13 protein-coding genes are annotated in these 25,382 nt (G+C 62.7%); 8 read left to right on the top strand and 5 right to left on the bottom strand.

Going from position 1 to position 25,382, the window contains the following annotated elements:
* The first annotated feature begins 15 nt into the window (after positions 1–15).
* From HB680_RS28185 to mnmH, 3 genes are all read left to right on the top strand, one after another.
* Positions 16–10,536: an autotransporter-associated beta strand repeat-containing protein gene (locus tag HB680_RS28185; protein ID WP_346657421.1), complete on the top strand. Its 10,521-nt coding sequence runs from the start codon at positions 16–18 to the stop codon at positions 10,534–10,536.
* A 251-nt stretch (positions 10,537–10,787) separates the two neighbouring features.
* On the top strand, positions 10,788–11,822 hold the full coding sequence (selD, locus tag HB680_RS28180) for a selenide, water dikinase SelD (RefSeq protein WP_213941604.1): 1,035 nt from the start codon (positions 10,788–10,790) through the stop codon (positions 11,820–11,822).
* The gene (mnmH, locus tag HB680_RS28175; protein WP_213941603.1) at positions 11,822–12,925 is read left to right on the top strand and encodes a tRNA 2-selenouridine(34) synthase MnmH; all 1,104 of its coding nucleotides are present in this window, start codon (positions 11,822–11,824) and stop codon (positions 12,923–12,925) included. Before selD ends, mnmH begins: the two co-directional genes overlap by 1 nt.
* Positions 12,926–13,063: 138 nt before the next feature.
* Here the strand turns inward: mnmH and HB680_RS28170 are convergent, their stop codons facing one another.
* Positions 13,064–14,119, bottom strand: coding sequence for a permease (locus HB680_RS28170; protein ID WP_213941602.1), 1,056 nt, complete (start codon positions 14,117–14,119; stop codon positions 13,064–13,066).
* Between the two features lie 92 nt (positions 14,120–14,211).
* Positions 14,212–14,886 carry a histidine phosphatase family protein gene (locus tag HB680_RS28165; protein ID WP_213941601.1) on the bottom strand — a complete coding sequence of 225 codons (675 nt, stop codon included), beginning with the start codon at positions 14,884–14,886 and terminating at the stop codon, positions 14,212–14,214.
* A gap of 304 nt (positions 14,887–15,190) precedes the next feature.
* Between HB680_RS28165 and HB680_RS28160 the strand changes: the two genes are divergently transcribed.
* The 3 genes from HB680_RS28160 (at position 15,191) to hemB (ending at position 18,084) form a co-directional block, all read left to right on the top strand.
* The gene (locus HB680_RS28160; protein WP_213941600.1) at positions 15,191–15,889 is read left to right on the top strand and encodes a glutathione binding-like protein; all 699 of its coding nucleotides are present in this window, start codon (positions 15,191–15,193) and stop codon (positions 15,887–15,889) included.
* Between the two features lie 24 nt (positions 15,890–15,913).
* The gene (locus HB680_RS28155; RefSeq protein ID WP_213941599.1) at positions 15,914–16,756 is read left to right on the top strand and encodes a PhzF family phenazine biosynthesis protein; all 843 of its coding nucleotides are present in this window, start codon (positions 15,914–15,916) and stop codon (positions 16,754–16,756) included.
* 353 nt (positions 16,757–17,109) lie between these two features.
* The gene (hemB, locus tag HB680_RS28150; RefSeq protein WP_213941598.1) at positions 17,110–18,084 is read left to right on the top strand and encodes a porphobilinogen synthase; all 975 of its coding nucleotides are present in this window, start codon (positions 17,110–17,112) and stop codon (positions 18,082–18,084) included.
* A gap of 266 nt (positions 18,085–18,350) precedes the next feature.
* Here hemB and HB680_RS28145 read toward each other — a convergent pair whose 3' ends face one another.
* Positions 18,351–19,880: an FAD-dependent oxidoreductase gene (locus tag HB680_RS28145; protein ID WP_213941597.1), complete on the bottom strand. Its 1,530-nt coding sequence runs from the start codon at positions 19,878–19,880 to the stop codon at positions 18,351–18,353.
* 255 nt (positions 19,881–20,135) lie between these two features.
* Positions 20,136–22,349: a TonB-dependent siderophore receptor gene (locus HB680_RS28140; protein ID WP_213941596.1), complete on the bottom strand. Its 2,214-nt coding sequence runs from the start codon at positions 22,347–22,349 to the stop codon at positions 20,136–20,138.
* A 358-nt stretch (positions 22,350–22,707) separates the two neighbouring features.
* Between HB680_RS28140 and HB680_RS28135 the strand changes: the two genes are divergently transcribed.
* Positions 22,708–23,799 carry a DUF1615 domain-containing protein gene (locus tag HB680_RS28135; RefSeq protein ID WP_213941595.1) on the top strand — a complete coding sequence of 364 codons (1,092 nt, stop codon included), beginning with the start codon at positions 22,708–22,710 and terminating at the stop codon, positions 23,797–23,799.
* Between the two features lie 188 nt (positions 23,800–23,987).
* On the opposite strand, the gene HB680_RS28130 is transcribed toward HB680_RS28135, so the two are convergent.
* Positions 23,988–24,386, bottom strand: a complete 399-nt coding sequence (locus tag HB680_RS28130) for a hypothetical protein (RefSeq protein WP_213941594.1) — start codon at positions 24,384–24,386, stop codon at positions 23,988–23,990.
* Positions 24,387–24,612: 226 nt separating this feature from the next.
* Between HB680_RS28130 and HB680_RS28125 the strand changes: the two genes are divergently transcribed.
* Positions 24,613–25,233: an isochorismatase family cysteine hydrolase gene (locus tag HB680_RS28125; protein WP_213941593.1), complete on the top strand. Its 621-nt coding sequence runs from the start codon at positions 24,613–24,615 to the stop codon at positions 25,231–25,233.
* The last annotated feature ends 149 nt before the right edge of the window (positions 25,234–25,382 follow it).

The raw sequence follows: 25,382 nt of genomic DNA, 5'->3' as shown, positions 1-25,382 counted from the left end.
GAAAAGGAATTGCCCGTGGACTTGAGATCTGTCATTGCCCCGATGTTCCGTGTCTGCCCTCTTTTTCTCGCTGTTCGCCTCGGTATGGTTGGAGTGTTTGTCGGCGTCCTCAGCCCACAAGCCATGGCCGCCTGTACGCCTGGCAGCCCGACGGCGGGCGGGACGGTGACCTGTAGCGGCGTGCCGTCGTTGCCGCTGTTCCTCAATACCTTTTCCAGTGCGGTGAATGACCTGACCGTCAACGTCGGGTCCGCCACGCAACTGAACGCCACCCTCGGCGGGCAGGTGCTCAACCTCACGGGCAACAACATCACGCTGAACAACGCCGGGCTGATCGACCCGGCCTTGCTCGGCGCGGTGACCGTGCTCAGCGCGGGCGCAGTGATCGGCAACGCGGGTGCCTCGGTGGTGAACATCACCAACGCCGCCACCGGCATCATCCGTGGCACCGGCGACTTGCTTGGCATCAACCTGGCCAGCCTCAACGGCATGGCGCTGAACCTCAATAACAGCGCTGGCGGCAGCACCAACATCGTCAACAACGGCACCATTGGTTCGACCGCTTTGTTGAACCTCTCACTGTTTTCCGCTGACACCCCGATTGTCGCGGCGCGGGGCGGCGCCCAGGTCAACGTGATCAACGCCGGCACCATCAACGGCCGGATGGCCTTCGAGACCTCGGCCAGCGGCAACACGTTCGTCAACTCCGGCACCATTAGCGGTGGCGTCTCGATGGGCGATGGCAGCACCAACACCTTCACCGCGATTACCGGTTCGACCATTTCCGCCGGCGGCGGCATCGGCCTGGCACTGGGCGGGTTGATTGGCGTCAACCTGACCTTCGCACCCACCGGCCAGATCGATGGCGGGGCCGGGGGCATCAACGCGCTGATCCTGCAAAATCCCATCGGCATCGGCGGTGGCACCTCCGGGGTTGGCGTGGTGTCGAGCGCCAACTACGTCAACTTCAACAACCTGACGATCAACAGCGGCACCTGGACCCTGCAAGGTCCGCTGATCAGCGGCAGCACCACGCTCAATGGCGGTGTCGCCCAGTTCAACAACAACGCGACCTTCGGCAGCGGCGTCCTGACCGTCAATGGCGGCGGTGTCCAAGCCAGCACCGGCGGTTTGTCGTTGAGCAACCTGATCAATCTCGGCGCCAGTGGCATGCAGTTTCTGGGCACCAACGCCATCACCGTCGGTAACGTGATCAGCGGCAGCGGCGGCATCACCAAAAACGGCACCGGCCAACTGGTCCTCAACGGTGCCAACACCTACCTGGGCGCCACTTCCCTCAACGGCGGTTCGGTGCAACTGGGCAATAACCTGGCGTTCAGCACCGGCACGGTGACCGTGGGCGGTTCCACGGTTTTGCAGGCGCCGGGCACCATTACCCTGAACAACAACCTTGTGCTCAACAGCGCCGTCGGCACGTCCGGTGTTGGCAGTCTGACCCTGGCGGGGTTGATCAGTGGCGCGGGCGGTATCTCGAAAAACGGCAGCGGCACCCTGGCGCTGACCGGCAACAACGCCAGTTATACCGGCAGTACCGACCTCAACGCCGGCACACTGAGCCTGGGGAACAACAATGCGATCGGCAGCGGTTCGCTGAACGTCAACGCGGCGGCGAGCCTCAATACCACCACTGGCGTAACCCTGAACAATTCGGTGGGGCTGAACGGCAACCTGACCGTCGTCGGCAGCAACACGCTGACCCTCAACGGCCTGATTTCCGGCTCCAGCGGCTTGATCAAGAATGGCTTGTCGACCCTGACCCTGACCGGCAACAACACCTACCTCGGCCCGACCGCGCTGAACGCCGGCGCGCTGCTGTTGGCATCCAACACCGCGCTGGGCACTGGCGCGTTGAACGCGGCGGCGGGCACGTCCCTCGACACCAGCGTTGCGGTGACACTGGCCAACGCCGTCAACCTCGGCGGCGACCTGACCCTCGGAGGCACCCAGGCGTTGGGCCTGACCGGTGCCATCAACGGCGCGGGCGGACTGATCAAGAACGGCAGTGCCGCGCTGAACCTCAGTGGCAACAACGGCTACGCCGGGAACACCACGTTGAACGCCGGCACGCTGATTCTCGGCTCCAACACGGCGCTGGGCCTGGGCACCTTGAACACCGCCGCCGGCACCACGCTGGATGCCAGTTCCACGGTCGCGGTGACCAACGCGGTGAACACCACCGGTAACCTGAACATTGGCGGCACCGCCAACCTGACCCTCGGTGGCGTGGTCGGCGGCTCTGGCGGTCTGATCAAAAACGGCGCCGCCAACCTGACGCTCAATGGCGCCAACACCTTCCTTGGCGGCACCACCCTGAACGCGGGCACCCTGACCGTCGGCAACGCGAATGCCTTGAGCAGCGGCGCGCTGACCGTGGCCGGCGCTTCCACGCTGGACAGCAGCTCCGGCGTCGCCATTGGTAATGACATTGCGGTGAACGCCGACCTGAGCGTCGGCGGCACCAACCAGTTGACCCTCGACGGCGTGCTCAGCGGCACCAACCAGTTGATCAAGAATGGCGCGGCCAACCTTGCGCTTAATGGCGTCAACACCTTTCAGGGTGGCAGCACGCTGAATGCCGGCAGCATCACCGTCGGCAACAGCGCGGCGCTGGGCACCGGCGGCCTGACCGTGGGCGGCGCGAGCACGCTGACGAGCAGTTCGGCCCTGAGCCTGGCCAATGCCATGACCCTCAACGCCAACCTGACTACCGGCGGCGCCAACGCGCTGACCCTCGATGGCATCATCGCCGGCGCGGGCGGGCTGATCAAAACCGGCGCTTCCAGCCTGACCCTCACCGGTGCCAACACCTACACCGGCACCACCGCGCTGAATGCCGGCACCCTGATCGTCGGTTCCAATACCGCATTGGGCAGTGGCGCGTTGAACGCGTCGGGTGGCACCACCCTCGATGCCAGCACCGCTGCAACCCTGGCCAACGTGGTCAACCTGGGCGGCAACCTGACTCTCGGCGGCACCAGTGCGCTGGTCCTTAACGGTGTCGTCAGTGGTATCGGCGGGCTGATCAAAAACGGCGCGGCCGATTTGACCCTCAACGCCAGCAACAACTACCTCGGCAACACCGCGCTGAATACCGGCAAACTGATTGTCGGCGCCAGCGGTGCCTTGGGTGCCGGTGCATTGAACGCAGCGGCCAACACCACCCTCGACAGCAACGCCGCCGTCAGCCTCAGCAACCAGGTCAACCTGGCTGGTGCCTTGAACGTCGGCGGCACGGCGGACCTGACCCTGACCGGGTTGGTTAACGGCGCTGGCAGCCTGGTGAAAAACGGCACGGCCAATCTGGTGCTCAACGGTGCCAACGGCTTCCTCGGCGGCACCACGTTGAACGCCGGCACATTGACTGTCGGCAACGGCTCGGCGCTCGGCCTTGGTGGCTTGATCGTCGGCGGCGCGGCGACTCTCGACAGTAACGCCCCGGCCAGCCTCGGCAATACCGTGGCGCTGAATGCGGACCTGACCGTCGGCGGCACCTCGAACCTGACATTGGGCGGCGCCGTCAGCGGCACCAACCAGTTGATCAAGAATGGCGCGGGCAACCTGACCCTCAATGGCGTCAACACCTATCAAGGCGATACCACCCTGAACGCCGGCACCCTGACCCTGGGCAACGGCGCGGCACTGGGCACTGGCGCGTTGATCGTCGGCGGTACGTCGACCCTCGATAACAGCGCGGCCTTCACCGTGGCCAATGCCATGACGCTGAATGCCGACCTGAACGTGGCGGGCAACAACAACCTGAACCTCGGTGGCGTCATCGACGGTGCCGGTGCGTTGAACAAAAACGGCCTGTCGGACCTGACCCTCAGCGGCAACAACAGCTTCACCGGGGCCTTGAACATTCTGTCTGGCAGCGTTACCGCCGCCAGCACGGGCGCACTGGGCAACACCTCCGGCGCCAACATCAGCGCTGGCGCGAGCCTCAACCTCGGCACCGATGCCAGCCTCGCCGGCCTCAACGGCAGCGGTGATGTGCTAATCGGCTCGGGCAACACTTTGTCGGTGGGCGGTGTCAGCACCACCAGCACCTTCGACGGCGGCTTGTCCGGCCCTGGCGGTTTGACCAAAGTCGGCACCGGCACCCTGAGCCTCACCGGTATCAACGGCCTCACCGGCGACACCGCCGTCAACGGCGGCACCCTGGACCTCAGCGGTTCGCTGGGCAGCGCCAACGTCAACGTCAACACCGGCGCCACCCTGACCGGCACCGGCTCGATACTGGGCACGTTGAACGTGAACAACGGCGGTCACCTGGGCCTGAGCAGCGGCAATACCTTGTCGGTCGGATCGCTGGCCCTGAACAGCGCTTCCAATATGGACGTCGCCCTCGGCACACCGTCCACCAACTCGCTGCTGAACATCGGCGGTAACCTGACCCTGGACGGCCTGCTTAACGTCAGCGATGCCGGCGGTTTCGGCGTCGGCGTGTATCGCCTGATCAACTACACCGGCAGCCTCTTGAACCTGGGCATGAACGTCGGTGCGATCCCGATCGGCTACAGCCTGGCGGACCTGGCGCTGCAAACGGCGGTCGGCAACCAGATCAACTTGCTGGTGACCGCGCCTAACGCGAACCTGCGTTTCTGGGATGGCAGCCAGACCCTACCCAACGGTTCGGTGGACGGCGGCAACGGCACCTGGAATGCCGGCAGCACCAACTGGACTTCGGTCGATGGCTTGACCAATCAAACCTGGGCCAGCGATTTCGCAATCTTCCAGGGCACGGCGGGCAACGTCACGGTGCTCGGTCCTCAGACCTTCACCGGCATGCAGTTCGTCACCGATGGCTACAACCTGTTGACTGGTGCGGCAGGCAAACTCACCGCCGTCAATGGCACCAGCGGCAACACGGCGATTCGGGTCGATCCGGGCTCCACGGCGACCATCAGCGTGGCCATCGACGGCGCGGGCACCCTGGCCAAACTCGACAGCGGCACCCTGGTGCTCAACGGCGCCAACAGCTACACCGGTGGCACCTTGCTCAACGGCGGCACGTTGGTCGTGGGCAGCAACACGGCGCTGGGCAGCGGTCTGCTGACCACCGCTTCGGGCACCACCCTGGACAGCAACACCGCCGTGACCCTGGGCAATGCCGTGGATCTGGCCAGTAACCTGAACATCGGTGGCTCGAATGCCCTGACCCTCAACGGTGCGATCAGTGGCGTCGGTGGTCTGGTCAAGGCCGGCGGCGCCAACCTGACCCTCGGCGGCAATAACAGCTTCCTCGGTCCGGTGAGCCTGCTTTCCGGTGGCGTGGTTCTGGCCTCCGACTCGGCACTGGGCGCCGGTGCGCTGAATGCCGCCAACGCCACCACGCTGGATGCCGCGACGGCGGTGACGGTCAGCAACGTGATCAACCTGGCCGGCAACCTCACCGTCGCCGGCACCGCAGACTTGACCCTCGCCGGTGCCGTCAATGGCGCCGGTAGCCTGAGCAAAGCGGGCGCGGCCAACCTGGTGCTCAATGGCTTCAACGGCTTCCTCGGTGGTGTCGACCTGAACGCCGGGACCCTGACGGTCGGCAATGCCTCGGGCCTGGGCCTGGGCAACCTGACCGTCAGTGGCGCCGCGACGCTGGATAACAGCACAACGCTGAGTCTGGCCAATAACGTTGGCCTGAACGCCAGCGTGGCGGTGGGCGGCAGCAATGACCTGACCCTCGGCGGTGTGATCAGCGGCGCTGGCGGGCTGAGCAAGAATGGCGCGGCGAACCTGACGCTCAATGGCGTCAACATTTATCAGGGTGACACCACACTCAACGCCGGCACCCTGACCCTCGGCAATGCCGCGGCGCTGGGCACTGGCGCGTTGACCGTCGGCGGCGCGTCGACGCTGGACAACAGTTCGGTGCTCAGCGTGGCCAACAACGTCAACGTCAATGCGGCGTTGAACGTGGTCGGCACCAATGACCTGGCCCTGTCCGGTGTCGTTGCCGGTAGCGGCACGCTGAACAAAAACGGCGCGGCCGACCTGAGCCTCAGTGGCAACAACACCTTCAGCGGCACCTTCAACGTGTTGGGCGGCAGCTTGAGCACCACCACCGCCACGGCCCTGGGCAGCAACGCCGGGGTCAATCTGGGCGCGGGCACCAGCCTCAACCTCGGCGCGTCCGGCAGCCTCGCCAGCCTCAGTGGTACCGGTCTCGCGCTGATCGGCTCGGGCAATACGTTGAGCATCGGCGGCAACAATGCCAGCAGCACCTTTGACGGTGTACTCATGGGCAACGGCCTGCTCGACAAACTCGGCAGCGGCACCTTCAACCTCACCGGCATCAACACCCTGACCGGCGATACCAGCATCAACGGCGGCACCCTGAATGTCAGCGGTTCGCTGGACAGTGCCAACGTCGCGGTCAATAACGGCGGGACGCTTGCCGGCAGCGGCAGCCTCATCGGCGCAGTGAATGTCGCCGATGGCGGTCACGTTGCATTGGCCACCGGCAGCACCTTGTCGGTGGGCTCGCTGGCCTTGAGCGACAACTCCAACCTTGACGTCGGGCTCGGTGTGCCGGTGTCCGGCGGCGGCAATGCGCTGATCAATGTCGGCGGCAACCTGACCCTCGACGGTCGCTTGAACGTCAGCGACATCGGCGGTTTCGGCAGCGGTGTGTATCGCATCATCAACTACACCGGGGCTTTGACCGATAACGGCCTGCTGATCGGCACCGTGCCGGGCAGCGTCACGCCGGGTGATCTGCAAGTGCAGACCGCCGTGGGCAATCAGGTCAACCTGCTGGTCACTGCACCGAACACCACTGTGCAGTTCTGGGACGGCGCGCAACTGGCCGGCAACGGCGCGATCAATGGCGGCAGTGGCACCTGGGGCAGCGGCACCACCAACTGGACCAATGTCGATGGCACGGTGAATCAGGCCTGGGGCAACAGTTTCGCGGTGTTCATGGGGCCGGCGGGCAATGTCACCGTCAACGGTGCGCAGGGCATCACCGGCATGCAATTCGTCACCGACGGCTACAGCCTGTCGAACGGCACGGCGGGCGAACTGACACTGGTCAATGGCGCCTTGGGCAACGCGACCGTTCGGGTCGATCCGAATGCCACCGCCACCATCGGCGTCGCCATCAACGGCGCCGGCACCCTGGGCAAATATGACACCGGCACCCTCGTACTCAACGCCGCCAACGGCTACACCGGCGGTACGGCGCTGAACGGCGGCACACTGGTGGTGGGTAACAATGGCGCCCTGGGCAGCGGTGTATTGACCGCCGCCAACGGCACTGCGCTGGACAGCAACACCGCGGTCAGCCTTGCTAACGCGGTGGTCCTGAACGGCGGGATGAGCGTCGCAGGCTCCAACGCACTGACCCTTGGCGGCGTCGTCAGCGGCGTCGGCAGCCTGATCAAAAACGGTGCTTCCAGCCTGACCCTCAACGGCAGCAACACTTACTCCGGCGGTACGCAGTTGAACGCCGGTTCGTTGGTCCTCGGCAACAATAGCGCCATCGGCACGGGCGCGCTCGGCGTCGGCGGCAACGCGCAACTGGACAGCACGGCCGCCCTGCAACTGGCGAATGCCATTAACCTCGGCGGGCAATTGAGCCTGGCGGGCACTCAGGACACCACCCTCAGTGGTGTGATTGCCGGTACAGGCAGCCTGGTGAAAAACGGCAACGCTGCGCTGTTGCTCAGCGGCACCAATACCTACAGCGGCGGCACGACCCTGAACGGCGGCAGCACCAGCGGCAGCACCGCCAGCCTGCAAGGCGCCATCCTCAACAACGCGGCACTGACCTTCGAACAAACCAGCAACGGCAGCTACACCGGCAACCTCACCGGCAGCGGTACGCTGACTAAAAACGGCACGGGTGACTTGTTGCTGACCGGCACCAACGGCTTGACCGGCAACACCAACGTCCAGGCCGGCTCATTACTGGTCAACGGCACGCTGAACAGTGCCAACGTGAACGTGGCGAGCGGGGCGAAAATCGGTGGCAGCGGTCAACTCGGCGGTGCGGTGCAACTGGCCAACGGCGCGACGCTGATCGGTGGCGGCAACGCCACACCGCTATCGGTCGGTTCCCTGGCCTTGTCGTCGGGTTCCAACCTGGACTTCAGCCTCGGTGCGCCGACCAGTCCCTCCGTGGTCGACGTCGCCGGTAATCTGACCCTCGACGGTACCTTGAACGTCATCAGCGCCGGCAGCTTCGGCAGCGGGGTCTATCAGCTGTTCCGCTACGGTGGCAGCCTGGCCGACAACGGCCTGGACTACGGCACATTGCCGGGCGGTGTATTGCCATCGACCCTGACGTTGCAAACCGCGCTGGCCAATCAGGTCAACCTGCTGGTGCAAAGTTCGGTGGGTGAAGCGCAATTTTGGAACGGTGGCAAAACCAATGCCGACGGCACCATCGTTGGCGGTAGTGGCGTCTGGGGCCCGAGCACCAATTGGACCGACGCCAGCGGCACCGCGAGCCTGGGTTCGAATCGCCGGTTCGCGGTATTCGGCGGCCTCGGCGGCGGCACTGTCACCGTGCTCGGCAACCAAGGCTTCACCGGGTTGCAGGTCCTCGACAACGGTTATCGCCTGGTTCAGGGCACCGACGGCAGCCTGACCCCGACCAACGCGGCCGATGGCAGCCTGGCCACGGTGCGGATCAACGGCGGCGTCACCGCGGAGATTTCGGCACCCTTGGTAGGCACCGGCGGGATCGAGAAACTTGACTCCGGCACCCTGGTGCTCAGCGGCGCCAACACCTACAGCGGCGGTACCACCGTCAGTGGCGGTACGCTGGTCGGTAACACCACCAGCCTGCAAGGCCGGATCCTCAACAATGCGCGGGTGCTGTTTGCCCAGTCCGGTAACGGGGTCTTCAACGGCGTCCTCAGTGGCACCGGTGATCTGGTCAAACAAGGCACCGGGTCGCTGCTGTTAGAGGGCGATCATCCGTTCAGTGGCACCGTTGAAGTCGAGCAGGGCCTGTTGATCGTCGGTGATCCACCGGCAACGTTGGCCGGGCAGGTCACCGTATTCAATGGCGCCGCCCTGACCGGTAACGGCAGCGTCGGTTCGGTGGTCAACCACGGGGTGTTCTCGTCCGGCGCGAATGGAGAAATCCTGAGAGTGACGGGCAACCTGACCAACGCTTCGGACGGTTTGCTGGCGCTGACACTCACCTCACCAACGATTACACCGTTGGTCGTGGGCGGCACCGCGACCCTCGATGGCGGCCTGGTGGTGAACAACCTTGTACCGTTCACCGGCAACACCACTTACGCGCTGATTACGGCGGGCGGCGGTGTTAACGGAACGTTCAGCGCTACCGATCTGCCGGATACCGCGTTCCTCGATACCTCGCTGATCTACCGCGCCAACGAAGTCGATCTGGCCGTCAGTCGCAACCAGACGTCCTTTGCCGATGTCGCGGCCACGGGCAACCAGCGAGGTGTGGCCTCGGCCTTGACCCGCAATGGCCCGGCCGGTGCAGCGTTGCAGAACCAGATCGTCAACCTCAGCGGCGCCGGTGCCCGTGCAGCCTTCGACAGCTTGTCGGGGGAGATTCACGCCAGCACCGCCAGCGCGATTCTCGAAGATTCGCGCTACATCCGCGACGCGGTCAACGACCGTATGCGCCAACCGTCCTGCAGTGGGCCGGACGATCCACGCCGTGCCTTGGCACCCAGCGAAAATCGCCTGACCAGTGGCGGCTGCCACGGTGAAATGGTCGGCTGGATGCGCGCACTTGGCGCCTGGGGCGAGATGGATGGCAACAGCAACAGCGCCAAGCTGGATCGCAACCTCAGCGGCTTCATGCTCGGTACCGACAAACAGATCGACGATCAATGGCGTGCCGGGATGGCCGCCGGTTACACCCGCAGCGACCTGGATGCCCATGACCGTCGTTCTGACGCCACGGTCGAAAGCTACCACCTGGCGGCGTACCTCAACTCGCAGTTCGACGCCTTGGCCGTACGCCTGGGCGCCGCTTACAGCTGGCACGACATCGAAACCAAACGCGACGTCAGCGTCGGCAGTTACAACGATCGCTTGAAAGGCGACTACGACGCTCGCAGCGCCCAGGTGTTCGGTGAAGTGGGTTACACGGTCGAAGCGGCAGGCATTGCGCTGGAACCGTTCGCCGGCCTGTCCTACGTCAACTACGACAGCGACACCGTCCGTGAGAAAGGCGGAGTGGGGCGTCTGAAGGCTGATTCCAGCCAGGACATCACCTTCTCCACCCTGGGCCTGCGCGCCGGCAAAGTCATCACCCTGGCCAACGGCGGGCAATTCACCCCGCGTGCGGCCATCGGCTGGCGCCATGCCTTCGGCGACACCAAACCGGACGCCGACCTGAGCTTCATCGACGGCGGCGCCTCGTTCAGCACCCAGGGCGTGCCGATTGCCAAGGACAGCGCGCTGCTTGAAGCGGGCGTGGACTTCCAGATCAGCCCGACCGGCAAACTCGGCCTAGGCTACTCGGGGCAGGTGTCGGGTAAAAACGAAGATCATGCGATGACGATCAGTTTCAGCCTCGGGTTCTAATCGCGGTCGAAGCACTTTTAGCCGCCCGGAAGGGCGGTTTTTTTTTTTGCCTGTCTGTCAGTGAGGGATGTGGTGGCTGTAATGCCGCCTTCGCGAGCAAGCCCGCTCCCACAGTGGATCTTCAGCGGATACAAATAGGGTGCCCGGCACAGATCCACTGTGGGAGCGAGCCTGCTCGCGAAGAGGCCCTCACAGTCACCGTTGAGGTCGTCTGCTAGAATCGCCCCCATTGAATCCACAAGGTGCACCCCATGAGCGAGCCGATTCGTCTGACCCAATACAGCCACGGCGCAGGATGCGGTTGCAAAATTTCCCCTCAGGTCCTGGAAGTGATTCTGGCGGGCAGCGGCGCGCAGAACCTGGACCCCAAGCTCTGGGTCGGCAACGCCTCGCGCGATGATGCGGCGGTGTATGCCATCGACGACGAGCGCGGCGTGGTGTCGACCACCGACTTCTTTATGCCGATCGTCGACGACCCGTTTGACTTCGGTCGCATCGCTGCCACCAATGCCATCAGCGACATCTACGCCATGGGCGGCGATCCGTTGATGGCGATCGCGATCCTCGGCTGGCCGGTCAATGTGCTGGCCCCGGAAATCGCCCGGGAAGTGATTCGCGGCGGGCGCTCGATTTGCGACGAGGCGGGCATTCCCTTGGCCGGCGGGCATTCCATTGACGCCCCGGAACCGATCTTCGGCCTGGCCGTCACCGGTCTGGTGCAAAAACGCCACATGAAACGCAACGACACCGCCACCGCCGGTTGCCTGCTGTACCTGACCAAACCCCTGGGCATCGGCATCCTCACCACCGCCGAGAAGAAGGGCAAGTTGCGTCACGCCGACATCGGCCTGGCCCGCGACTGGATGTGCACCCTGAACAAACCCGGTAGCCGTTTCGGCAAACTCGAGGGCGTGACGGCGATGACCGATGTCACCGGTTTCGGCTTGCTGGGGCACCTGGTGGAAATGGCCGACGGCAGCCAACTCACTGCCCGCATCGAATACGACCGCGTACCACGTCTGGCGGGTGTCGAGTATTACCTCGAACAGGGCTGCGTGCCCGGCGGCACCTTGCGCAACTTCGACAGCTACGCCAGCAAACTCGGGCGCTTGCAGGAACTGCACAAACGCGTGCTGTGCGATCCACAGACCAGTGGTGGCCTGCTGATCGCGGTCACGCCCGAGGGCAACGATCAATTCCTCGCGGTCGCCGCCGAACTGGGCTTGAGCCTTGAGCCAATCGGCGAACTGGTTGAGCGACAGACCAACGCGGTCGAGGTGTTTTGATGTCAATCGACTGCACCGATTACCGCGACATCTTCCTCAACGACCGGCCCATGATGGATGCTCGCGCGCCGGTCGAATTCCTCAAGGGCTCGTTCCCCGGCGTGGTCAATCTGCCGCTGATGAATGACCACGAGCGGCAACGCATCGGCACCTGCTACAAACAGCACGGACAACAAGCGGCCATTACCCTGGGGCATCAACTGGTGTCCGGCGGGATCAAGGCCGAACGGGTCCAGGCCTGGGCCGAGTTCGCTCGGGCTCATCCTGACGGTTATTTGTATTGTTTTCGCGGCGGCTTGCGCTCGCAGATTGTCCAGCAGTGGCTCAAGGACGAGGCGGGCATCGACTATCCGCGCGTCGGTGGCGGCTACAAGGCCATGCGTTCCTTTTTGCTGGAAACGACGGACCAGGCGGTAGCCCAGTGCGATTTCGTCTTGCTCGGCGGCATGACCGGCACCGGCAAGACCGAAGTGCTGACCCAGTTGAGCAACGGACTGGACCTGGAAGGCTATGCCAATCACCGGGGTTCCAGCTTCGGCAAACGCGCCACCGGCCAACCCTCCAACATCGACTTTGAAAACCGTCTGGCCGTGGATCTGCTGAAGAAACGCGCTCGTGGTATCGAGCAATTCGTGCTGGAAGACGAAAGCCGCGCGGTCGGCAGCTGTGCCTTGCCGCTGCCGCTGTATCAGGGCATGCAGCAGTTTCCCATGGTCTGGCTGGAAGACAGTCTGGAAGGGCGGGTCGAACGGATCTTGCGCGATTACGTGGTGGACCTGTGTGCCGAATTTATCGGCGTGCATGGCGACGACGGCTTTGCGCTGTTTTCCGAGCGGTTGCTGGAAAGCCTGAACAATGTGCAAAAGCGCCTGGGTGGGGAGCGGCATCGGCGGATGCTCGTACTGATGGAAGACGCCTTGGCGGAGCAGGCGAGCAGCGGCGCGGTGGATTTGCACCGGGGCTGGATTGAAGGGTTGCTGAGCGAATATTACGACCCGATGTATGCGTTTCAACGGGAGAAGAAGGGCTCGCGGATCGAGTTTTCCGGGGAGCGCGGGGCGGTGCTTGAGTATCTGCGGGAGCGGAGCAAGCTTCAGACGTGAGGGTGTTTTTTGCGGGCCTCTTCGCGAGCAAGCCCGCTCCCACAGTAGATCTTCAGTGAACACAGATTTTGTGTCTGACACAGATCCAATGTGGGAGCGGGCTTGCCCGCGAAGGCGCCCTCACAGGCGCCAAATTCCTTAAAGCAACGCAGCCCCGATCAACCCACTGATCACCCCAACCCCCATGGTCATCAGCGCCACGCTGACCAACACCCGGGCATTGAAATCCTTGCGCAGCATCAGCAGCGACGGCAGGCTGATGCTCGGCAGGGTCATCAGCAGCGCGACCGCCGGGGCGGTGCCCATGCCCAGGGTCATCATGGTTTGTACGATGGGAATTTCGGCGGCGGTCGGAATCACGAACAGCGTGCCGATGATTGCCAGCGGTACCAGCCACAACAGGCTGTTGGCCATGGCGCCATCAATGTGCGGAAACACCCAGACCCGCACCGCGCCCAGCACCAGCACTGCCAGGATGTAGATCGGAATGGTGCTCCAGAACAGTTGCCAGATCGTCCGGCCCCAGCGGGTCAGGAAGGGTTGCGTGTTGGTTTCGCTTGCTTCGACCACGGCCTCGACGGCGGCTTCAGGCAAGGTCTCGGGGCCGGCGATACGCTGGGCCACCAGCGACACGCCGAACACCAGCACAATCCCCGCCACCAGTCGCAACGCGGTAAAGCCCCAGCCGAGCACGAACCCCATGAACACCAGCGTGGCGGGGTTGAGCACCGGGTTGCCAATCCAGAACGCCAGCGCCGCCCCCACCGACACGTTCTGCCGGCGCATGCCCGCCGCCACCGGGGCGGCGCAGCATGAGCACATCATGCCCGGCAGGGCGAACAACCCGCCGCGCAAGGTCGACGCGAAACCGGCGCGACCGAACAGGCGCTGCAGCCAGTCCCGGGGAATCAATACTTGCAGCAGGGAGCCGAGGATCACCGCCAGTACGGCGGCTTTCCAGATCGCCAGGAAATACACCTTGGCGTACGCCAGGGCGGCGATCAGTGGGTCGGATTGTTGATCGTTGATGATCGAGGCGCCGATGCTGTGGTTATCAGCCGCGACGAAGGCTTTGAGGTAGTAGGGCGACCACTTCACGTAATAGAGGCCGACACAGGCGACCAGCAGGAACAGCGCGGGTTTCCACCAGAATGACCAGCCCCGGGCGGGGACGGCTGTGGATGAGAGTGACATGGCAAGGTTCCAGGCAAGGGTGAGATGAGCTGATGATAGCCCAGCCCCTTCTTACCCGTGGTGCCGACAGTGCGTGGGACCCGGCCGACCTCTTATGTAGGACAGTTCTGCGAGCCGTTATCCAGCCCTTGTTTATACGTGTGGCTGACCAGGCTGGCCTTGCCGTTGTGCCAGGTCAGGGTCAGTACGTACAGGGAATCGAAGTCGCTGGACGCCCAGTCCTCGGTGATGTTCTGTTTCTCGCCGAGCGCTTCGCCGGCCACCTTGTTGATCAGCTCGGGCAGATAACCGTGGGACCAGGCGGTGTAGATGATCGAGTTGTGGTACTTGTCGTGCAGCAGTTCATCGGCCAGATCGCTGGTGTCGTTGGCCGAGAACTCGATGTTCACCGGTAAGCCGAGCTTGATCGCGCTGGGGCTGATGGTCATCAGGGGACGGATGTAGCTGTAGGAATTGTCCAGTTCACCTTCCTCGACATTGCGCGTCGGATTGGCGGCAAACACGTAGTTGGCCTTGCCGAATTTTTCCGGCAGCAAGGTGGACAGGTTGATCGCACGGTTCAACCCTTGGCAATTGAGTTGGCCCAGGCCGCCGTCGGGTTTCTCCGCGTGGCGCAGGAACACCAGCGTCTGGGTGCCGTCGGCCGGCTGGGCGCGGCTTTCGCTGGACTCAAGCGACAGGAACAGCGCGCTCGCCGCCAGCAACGTGGGCAGAAAAATATAGGCGCGATGCTTGAAGCGTTGGGCGAATTTCAAAAGGTTCTTCATTGAATAAAGGGATCTTCAGCGCAGTCGATTAAGGCTGACAAACCTTTACACCGCGCGCTCCCAGCAGCGGGTGTTTTCCATGTCGTTGGCCGGTCCAGTTCCGTGAAGGGCATTGCTCAGAGTCCTCTGAAGCCCATTTGGTTCGATCCCGGCGAGTGCGCAGCACTTTAGCGGCAACCTTTGATGGGTTGGCAGAAGGTTATCGACAGGATGTTGCGGATTTATGGATCCCGGCACATTTCTGCGCCTGAAGGCCCCGGACCTACATTATGATCAGCGCTCCAAAGTCTGCGTGGATGCTCCCATGACCGATCTCTCTGCGTTCCCGATCAACGAAAAATGGCCGGCCCAGTACCCCGAGTGGATTCAGCTTTACTCCTTGCCGACCCCCAACGGCGTCAAGGTTTCGATCATGCTCGAAGAGATCGGCCTGCCTTACGAGCCGCACCGTGTGGGCTTCGAGACGAACGATCAGTTATCGCCCGAGTTCATGTCGCTGAACCCCAACAATAAGATCCCGGCGATCATCGACCCCCACGGCCCGGGCGACCAGCCACTGCCGCTGTTCGAGTCCGGGGCGATTCTGATTTACCTCGCCGACAAAAGTGGCCAACTGCTGGCCCAGGAATCGGCGGCGCGCTACGAGACGATCCAGTGGTTGATGTTTCAGATGGGCGGTATCGGGCCGATGTTCGGCCAGGTCGGTTTCTTCAACAAATTCGGCGGCAAGGACTACGAGGACAAACGGCCCCGTGATCGCTACGTCGAGGAAAGCAAACGCCTGCTCGGCGTGCTCGATAAACGTCTGGAAGGGCGCGACTGGATCATGGGTGAGCGCTACACCATCGCCGACATCGCGACGTTTCCGTGGGTACGCAACCTGATCGGTTTCTATGAGGCCGGTGATCTGGTCGGTATCCAGAACTTCCCGAACGTTACGCGAGTGCTGGAGCGCTTTCTGACGCGGCCGGCGGTGAAACGCGGACTGGAAATTCCCAAATAAAGCTGTTCTAGACCAAGGAAGGCCATGGCTTCTTTCAATTTCAAGCAAGTCGACGTCTTCAGCCGAACGCCGCTGAAGGGCAATCCATTGGCGGTGGTATTCGGCGCTGACCAGCTCAGTGTTGAGCGCATGGCGGCGTTCGCTTCCTGGACCAACCTCAGCGAAACCACATTCATTCTTGAACCCCGCGATCCGCGTGCCGACTATCGGGTGCGGATCTTCACCACCCAGTCGGAACTGCCGTTCGCCGGTCACCCGACCCTCGGCACCTGTCACGCGTGGCTTGAGGCCGGTGGCGTGCCCCAGGGCGAGGACATCATCCAGGAATGCGGCGTCGGGCTGGTGCGGGTTCGCCGGCAAGGGACGGAGCTCGCATTTCTCGCGCCACCGCTGCTCAGGACCGGCGCGGTGGAGGCTGACGTGCTGGAGCGGGTGCGCCGTGGGCTCCGGCTGGCACCGGGGTCGATTGTTCGGGCGCAATGGGTGGATAACGGCGCGGGCTGGTTGGCGGTGATGGTCGAGGACCGGCAGCAGGTGCTCGATGTGCAACCGGATCATTCGCAGATGCTGGGTTTGGCGGTGGGCGTCATCGCGCCGTGGCATCCCGAGCGTGATGGCGATGATGCACAGTTCGAAGTGCGCGCGTTCATCTCCGGCGACGGCATGCCGGAAGACCCGGCCACCGGCAGCCTGAACGCCGGGATCGCCCAGTGGCTGCTCAGCGAAGGGCTGGCGCCGACGTCTTATGTGGTCAGCCAGGGATTGACGATGGGACGGGCGGGGCGGATTCAGGTGGATCAGGCCGGGGATGAGATCTGGATTGGCGGCGCCGTGGTGACCTGTATTGATGGGACTCTGACGCTATAGCCGGTTAAACACAAAACCCTTGTGGGAGCGGGCTTGCTCGCGAAAGCGATGTATCAATCAATGTATGTGGTGACTGACACACCGCCTTCGCGAGCAAGCCCGCTCCCACAGGGGCCTGCGCCGTTCATCTAATGCGGGTTCGACACAAAACCCTTGTGGGAGCGAGCTTGCTCGCGAAAGCGGTGGATCATTCACCTTGATGCCGGATGTGCCGGCGAATTCGCGAGCAGGCTCGCTCCCACAGGGGAGATTGTTGCCAGGCTGGTAAAGGTTTGTTCGTGAACTGACGTTTGTGTCCTGCGCCGCGCAAGGCATAAGCTTCGCCCCCTACGACTTTTGTCTCAGGAAAACCCATGTCCAGCCAGTTCCCCGAAGCACGTCCACGCCGTCTGCGCCGCAATGCGAGCCTGCGCAGCCTGTTCCAGGAAACCGAGTTCAGCCTGAACGACCTGGTGCTGCCGATTTTCGTCGAGGAAGAAATCGACGACTTCGTACCGATCAACAGCATGCCCGGCGTGATGCGCATTCCCGAGTCGAAACTGGCCGGCGAGATCGAGCGTTATGCCCGTGCCGGGATCAAGTCGGTGATGACCTTCGGCGTGTCCCATCATCTGGACAGTAGCGGCAGCGATACCTGGAATGACAACGGTTTGGTGTCGCGCATGTCGCGCATTGCCAAGGACGCGGTGCCGGAGATGATCGTGATGTCCGACACCTGCTTCTGCGAATACACCGACCATGGTCACTGCGGCGTGCTGCACAACCACGAAGTCGACAATGACCAGACCCTGATCAACCTCGGCAAACAAGCCGTGGCCGCTGCCCGTGCGGGCGCGGACGTGATCGCGCCGTCGGCGGCGATGGACGGCCAGGTCCAGGCGATTCGCCGGGCGCTGGATGAGGCCGGTTTCACCCAGACCGCGATCATGGCCTATTCGACCAAATTCGCCTCGGCACTCTACGGCCCGTTCCGCGAAGCCGGCGGCAGCGCGTTGAAAGGCGACCGCAAAAGCTACCAGATGAACCCGATGAACCGCCGCGAAGCCGTGCGCGAGTCGCTGCTGGACGAACAGGAAGGCGCCGACGCGCTGATGGTCAAACCGGCCGGCGCGTATCTGGACATCATCCGCGACATCCGCGAGGTGTCGCGCCTGCCGCTGTCGGCATATCAGGTCAGCGGCGAATACGCGATGATCAAATTCGCCGCCCAGGCCGGGGCGATCGATGAAGATCGCGTGGTGCGTGAGAGCCTGGGGGCGATCAAGCGGGCCGGCGCGGACCTGATCTTCACCTACTTCGCGATGGATTTGGCTTTGGCCGGGATCTGACCAACATACAGATCCCCCTGTGGGAGCGGGCTTGCTCGCGAAAGCGTCAGTCCAGCCGACAAAAATGTTGACTGACACACCGCCTTCGCGAGCAAGCCCGCTCCCACAGTTGTTTGGTGATGCCCGCAATTTCTGTGAACACCACGGCCCCCTGTGGGAGCGGGCTTGCTCGCGAAGGCGTCAGTCCAGCCGACAAAAAATGTTGACTGACACACCGCCTTCGCGAGCGAGCCTGCTCCCACACTGGATCTTCAGTGTTGTCGGGCTCAGCCCAAAAACGGCCGAATCCCGTGATCCCGGAAATACCGCTCGATCACTTTCGGATCGGCGCTGTTATCGGCAATCGCCACGTACGTATCCGGTCGCAACAGATAAAACCCGTTGCGCGCCAACCCCGCCGCGTCAAACGCCGGCCGCCAGTCGAACACGTGCAGCGGCAAATGATGCTCGATGCACCAGGCGATCATTTCGTCGCTGGTGTCGCCGTAAACATGCACCTGCCATGTCGGGTTTTTCAGGGGTTCGTAATTGTCGCCTTCGCCATCGTGCGCCCAGGGCAAGCGGTCGCCGCCGTGGACATGGCCGGTGGCACCTTCGCTCAACGGCATGCCGCGATAGTTGAGGGTGATCTGCGACACCGTGCGAAACAGGAACTCCCGGCTCGCCCCGAACGACGTCATTTTGGGAATCAGGAACGGTGCCAACCGCGTGCGCAGCAGGTCGGCGACTTTGCCCTCGGCGGTGACGAAGCTGAACACACGGTCGGTGGTGGACACCAGGCGCCGGGCGAAGGCGATGCGTTCGGTTTCGTAGCTGTCGAGCAGTTTCGCGGTGGCGCCGCCGCTCAAGACCGCAGCGAGTTTCCAGGCCAGGTTGATCGCGTCGCCGATCCCGGTGTTCATGCCCTGGCCGCCTGCGGGGCTGTGGACGTGCGCCGCGTCGCCGAGCAGAAACGCGCGATCACGGCGAAAGAACTCCGCGACCCGGTGATGCACACGGTAGGTCGAGAACCAGTTCACCTGTTCAATCTTGACCTTCAAATGCTCGATGGCCCGGCTGCTGATGTCTTCGAATTGCAAGGTTTCGGCATGCTCGGCACGTTCGTCGCGCACGGTGCCGATCAGCCGCGCATGACCTTCGCTGGCCAGCGGAAACACCGCGAGAAAGTCCGCTTCATCGAGGTCCACGTGCAGTTCGCCGTTGAACGCCGGGCCGCTGGCCTGGACATCGGCCACGTAGAAAATCTGCTGGTAGGTGCCGCCGGGAAAACCACTGTCGAGGGTCTTGCGCACGATCGAACGCGCACCGTCGCAACCGGCGATATAACAGGCCTGGCAGGTTTCCTCCTGGCCATCGGGCAGGCGTAATTGCGCGGTGATGCCGTCGCCGGTTTCCGTGAAATGTTCCAGTTCGGTATTGCGTTCCACGCGGGTGCCGAAGGTTTCGAGGCGTTCGATCAGCAACTGTTCGTGTTCGTCCTGGGGAAAGATTTCCAGGAAAGCGTAAGGCGTCAGGCCTTCGCCGACGCGGGTCAACGGCAGGTGCGCCACGGCTTCGCCCTTGACCCAGAAATTTGCCGCCGCTACCCGATGGCCATTTCGCACGATGGTGTCGGCGAGGTCGAGCTGACGGTACAACTCAAGGGTGCGCGCCTGCACGGCCAGGGCTCGTGAGGTGGTGCCGGGGGCCGACGTCTTGTCGATGATGCGCACCTGAACGCCGAGCTTGCTCAGCCACAACGCCAGCACCAGACCGGTCGGGCCGGCGCCGATGATCAGCACGTCACTTCGGTTCATGGGGACACTCTCCGAAAGGTGTGTCGGACAAGTATGGTTCAGGCAGGGCTATCAAGCTTGGGCAAACACAAACCCCCTTGTGGGAGCGGGCTTGCTCGCGAAGGCGGTGTGTCAGGCAACATTCATATTGACTGATCCACCGCCTTCGCGAGCAAGCCCGCTCCCACAGGAGGTTTGTGTTTGTATTGTTTTTTGGGTAACAAAAAAGGCCCCGCAGTCATAAAACTACGGGGCCTTTTTGTTGAGCTGCGGTGCTTAGAAGTCGATGGTGCCGGACAACTTCGCCACCCGTGGCTCGCCCTGGGTCAGGTAGCCGGCCTGGGCCGATTCCCAGTATTTCTCGTTCGCCAGGTTTTCGATGTTCAGACGCAGGGTGATGTCTTTCTGATCGACTTTGAAGCCATAGCGCGCACCGGCGTCGAAGCGGTTCCAGGTCGGCAGGCTGAGGTTGTTGGCCGCGTCGGCGTATTGGCCGCCGGTGCGCAACATCCGCGCGTTCAACGCTACGCCTTGCAGGCCCGGCACGTCCCAATCCACACCCGCGTTGAACTGGAAGGTCGGTACGCCGATGGCACGGTTGCCGTCGTTGGCGCCGTTCTGGGTGTTCTTCAGTTCGGTGTCCATCAGGGTCAGGCCGCTGATCAGGCGCAGACCTTCGATCGGCTCGCCGAAGACATTGAGCTCGACACCTTTGTTGATCTGTTCACCCTGGCGAACATATTCCGCCGTGGTGGCGCTGGTGATGACCGAGTAACCATCGCTCGGCTGCTCGATGCGATAGACGCCGAGGCTGGCGCCGTAAGTGCCCATGTCGACCTTGACACCGGCTTCGACCTGTTTCGAACGGGCCGGGGCGAACGCCTGGTTGCCGTTGGTCACGATGCGATTGCCCGACGTGGTCGGCGAGGTCGGGCCTTCCGCCAGGCCTTCGATGCGGTTGGCATAGAACGACACATGGTCCCAAGGCTTGAACACCAGGCCATAGACCGGCGTGGTGATCGATTCGTCATAGACAGAAGTGCGGCTGCCAGAACCGTAAGGCGCGTAGCCATAGCCCTGCACCACCAATTGCTGGCGACGCAAGCCAACGGTCAGCAACAGTCGGTCATCGAAGAAGCCGAGGGTGTCGGACACCGCGCCGCTGCGGGCGAAGGTCTTGCCGACGATGCCGGGATCGCTCAGGTCGCCGCCGGAGAAGTTGCTGACGGGGGATGGCGTCTCCACCGGATGGTAGATGTTGTTCGCGTAACGGGTCAGGTCGAAATCGTAGGCGCTGCGCTGTTCGGTCCAGATGCCGGACAGGCCGAAATTGAGCTTGTGGGTGACCGGGCCGGTGGCGAATCGACCGTTGAGGCCGGCCATGACGCTGGTGTTGTCTTCGTCGTGGGGAATGAACGAACCGGTGGTGGTCGAAGCCCCGTCATTACCCACCAGGGTGGTGGAGTTGTAGCGGCCGGTTTCACGGGTGTGCTTGGCGCCGCCAGCGGCGTAGGCCGTCCAGTTGTCGTTCAGGTCGTACTCGGCGCGCAGCATGCCGAAGGTGTCTTCGATGTCGGTGAAACCCCATTTCGGCGCGTAGTTGGTGTCGGCCGATGGCGCATCCGGAATGTGCGTGGCGTTGCCCAGGTTTACCGTGTTGCGACCACCGTTGACCCGTTGTTTCTGGTAGGCGAAATCACCGGAAATGCGCAGGGCGTCACCGCGATAATCGAGGCCGATGGAGAACAGTTTCGAGCGCTGGTTTTCGTGGTCGATGCCGGTGTCGCCTTCGCGCTGGGCCAGGTTGACCCTGGCGCCGAAACGGTTGTCTTCACCGAAGCGCTGGCCGAGATCGAGGTGCTGACCGACGCGACCTTCGTCGTTGATGTCGGTGGTGAAGCGGCGGGTTGGCACGTCACCGGCGCGCTTGGGTTGCAGGTTGACCCCGCCGCCGATGCCGGATCCGGTCGGGGTCACACCGTTGATGAAGGCGTTCGGGCCTTTGAACACTTCCACGCGCTCCAGGGCGTCGGTGGAAATGATCTGGCGCGGCAGCACGCCATACAGGCCGTTATAGGAAATATCGTCGCCGGTCAGTGGCAAGCCGCGGATCATGAAGATCTGCGCCTGGTTGGAAAAACCGGAAGCCTGGCGCACCGACGAATCGTTGAGCAGCACGTCGGCGACGTCTTCGGCTTGCTGGTCCTGGATCAGTTGTTCGGTGTAGGACGTCATGGTGAACGGCACGTCCATCATGTCCTGATTGCCCAGCACGCCCAATTGACCGCCGCGCGCCACCTGACCACCGGCGAACACCGGGGGCAGGGCAGCCGTCGTGGTCGGGGCCTGGGCGTTGACGTTCACTTCGTCCAGCACCAGCGCTTTGCCGTCGTTATCGGTGGTTGCGGCTTGGGCAGAAACGGACAGGGCGCAAAACAAGGCGAGAAGGGTCGGGCGAAAGGGAACGCCGAGTCGGGCTGGAGTGGGCATGTTCGATCCTGGCGGCGCGCCGCCGATGAGAAAAAGAGATAACGGCGCGGGGAACTCCTTGCGCAAATGCGACTCCAGGCGCAAATGATATGTTTTCTCAGTAACGTTCTGCAATGAGTTTGTCATCAGCGGACGAACACGCTGGAAAAGCTGCACAAAACCTTGTGGGAGCGGGCTTGCTCGCGAAGGCGGTGTTCAATTAATGCATGTGGTGACTGACCCACCGCTTTCGCGAGCAAGCCCGCTCCCACAGGGGTTATGTGTAGGGCAAAGGAATTGTGCGGAACAGCCACAGTCATAGCCTGCACCCGGCCATTGATCGTATGGTTAACCCGGCTAAACGGATTATTGGAGCACCATGCACGCCCAACGATTGATCATGAGCCTCGCTGCCTTGCTGGTCCTGGCCGGTTGCGGCACACGACAGGCCCAGGAAGCACCGGCCCGCAAGCCCGCCGAGGTGAAGGCGCAGATCGTGCGTCTGTTGCCGGCGAAAACCGTCGACCGCGAGGGGTGGGCGACGGATATCTACGCCGCGTTTGCCGCCCAGGACATTTCCCCGACCACGCAAAACCTGTGTGCGGTGCTGGCGGTTACCGAGCAGGAATCAACCTTTCAGGTCGACCCAACCGTTCCGGGCCTGGGCAAGATCGCCCGTGATGAAATCGACCGCCGCGCCGGCAAGGCGCATATCCCCAGCCTGTTGGTCAGTGGTGCGCTGCAAGTTCGTTCGCCCAACGGCAAAAGTTACAGCGACCGGTTAAACGCCGCCCGCAGCGAAAAAGAACTGAGCGCGATTTTCGACGACTTCATCGGCATGGTGCCCATGGGCAAGACCTTGTTCGGTGGCTTCAACCCGGTACACACCGCCGGGCCGATGCAGGTCAGCATTGAGTTCGCCGAACAGGAGACGCGCAATTATCCCTACCCGGTGACGGGCTCGATTCGTCATGAGGTGTTCAGCCGTCGCGGCGGCATGTACTTCGGCATTGCCCATTTGCTCGGTTACCCGGTGAGCTACACCCAGCCGTTGTATCGTTTTGCCGATTTCAATGCCGGGTGGTACGCCAGTCGTAATGCGGCGTTCCAGAACGCCGTCAGCCGTGCGTCGGGCATCCCGCTGGCGCTGGACGGTGATTTGATTCGCTACGACTCCATCATGCCCGGCACCACGGAGCTGGCGGTGCGCACCCTCAGCAAGCAATTGGGCATGCGCAACCCGACGATTCGCGATCAATTGGAAACGGGTAAAAGCCTGGAATTCGAGGAGACAAGGCTGTACCAGAAGGTCTTTGCTCTGGCGGACAAGGCTGAAGGTCGTCAGTTGCCCCGTGCGATGTTGCCGGGGATTACGCTGGAAAGCCCGAAGATCACCCGCAAACTCACCACGGCATGGTTTGCCAAGCGGGTTGATGAGCGCTATCAGCGGTGCATGGCGAAGGGGCGTTGAAGATCAAGATCAAAAGATCGCAGCCTTCGGCAGCTCCTACAGGGTCATGTGTACACCGTAGGAGCTGCCGAAGGCTGCGATCCTGGCGAATGGCCAGACACCACATCAATAACGGAGATTCGCAGGCGTAAAAAAACCCGGCAGATGAGGCCGGGTTTTTCGTTGAGTAGTGCTTTAAAGGCATTCATTCATGCAGTGCGGTTCTGGATCAGACGGTCGGAACCACCTTCAGCAACGCGGTTCTGAATCAGACGGTCGGAGCCACCTTCAGCAACGCGGTTCTGGATCAGACGGTCGGAGCCACCTTCAGCAACGCGATTCTGGATCAGACGGTCGGAGCCACCTTCAGCAACGCGGTTCTGGATCAGACGGTCGGAGCCACCTTCAGCCACACGATTCTCGATCAGACGATCAGAACCACCTTCCGCAACACGATTCTCGATCAAGCGATCCGAACCACCCTCAGCCACACGGCTTTCAATCAGGCGATCCGAGCCGCCTTCAGCGACCATGGTGTGAGAAGAAGCGGCGAAAGCATTAACTGCGAAAACCGAGAAAGCGATGCTGAGAAGGATTTGGCGTTTCATGAGGGTGTGCTCCGGGGTGCTTATTGGTTGGGTATGGAGCGGATGTTACGCCGAGGATTTTTTATGAGAACTTCATTGACGTGATGGTGACCATCGACGGCAATGATGGTTGCGGCAAGGCACCTCTCGCGGAGCTGATGATGCGGTCGTCGGCTGGGCCGGATGGGGGCGGTGGCGGGTTCTACACTGGATAGCTGCGCATGCCTTTGTCCCTGAGGAGCCGATCATGAATGCCAGTTTCTATGTGCCTGCCCAAACCGGTCTGCTGCTGGTGGATCCGTATAACGACTTCCTCAGCGAAGGCGGCAAACTCCATGGCCGTGCCAAACCGGTGGCCGACAGCGTCGGCACCCTGGCCAACCTGAAGGCCGTGGTGGCGGCTGTGCGCAAGGCCGGCCTGCAGGTTTTCTACGTGCCGCACCACCGCGCCGAACCCAACGAACTGGCGCGCTGGAAACACCCCAGTCCTTATCAACAGGGCGCCAGTCACGCCCAGGTGTTTGCCGCCGGCACGTGGGGCGGGGAGTGGCACCCGGACTTCCAGCCTGAGCCCGGTGATGTGATCGTCAAGGAACACTGGGGCGGCAGTGGTTTTGCCAACACCGACCTGGATTACCTGCTCAAACAGCACGGAATCGACAAAGTGGTGATTGTCGGCATGCTCGCCAACACCTGCATCGAAACCACCGGCAAGTTCGCCGCCGAACTGGGCTACCACGTCACTCTGGTACGCGATGCCACCGCTGCGTTCAGCGCCGAAGCGATGCACGCCGCCCACGTGATCAACGGGCCGACCTATGCCCATTCGATTGTCACTACCCAGGAGTTGATTGCGCTGCTCGGCTGAGCGATGCGGTTACCTGTGGGAGCGGGCTTGCTCGCGAAGGCGGCGGCCCATTTAACATGGATGCTGACTGACACACCGCTTTCGCGAGCAAGCCCGCTCCCGCAGGCGTTTTGTGGTCGGTCAAAAATATCCGGCTCAACCTGATCGCG

This window comes from Pseudomonas sp. dw_612 (assembly GCF_018449725.1).
GTDB lineage: Bacteria > Pseudomonadota > Gammaproteobacteria > Pseudomonadales > Pseudomonadaceae > Aquipseudomonas.
Note: the sequence above shows the minus strand (reverse complement) of the source record. Positions and strands in the feature narration are given on the sequence as shown.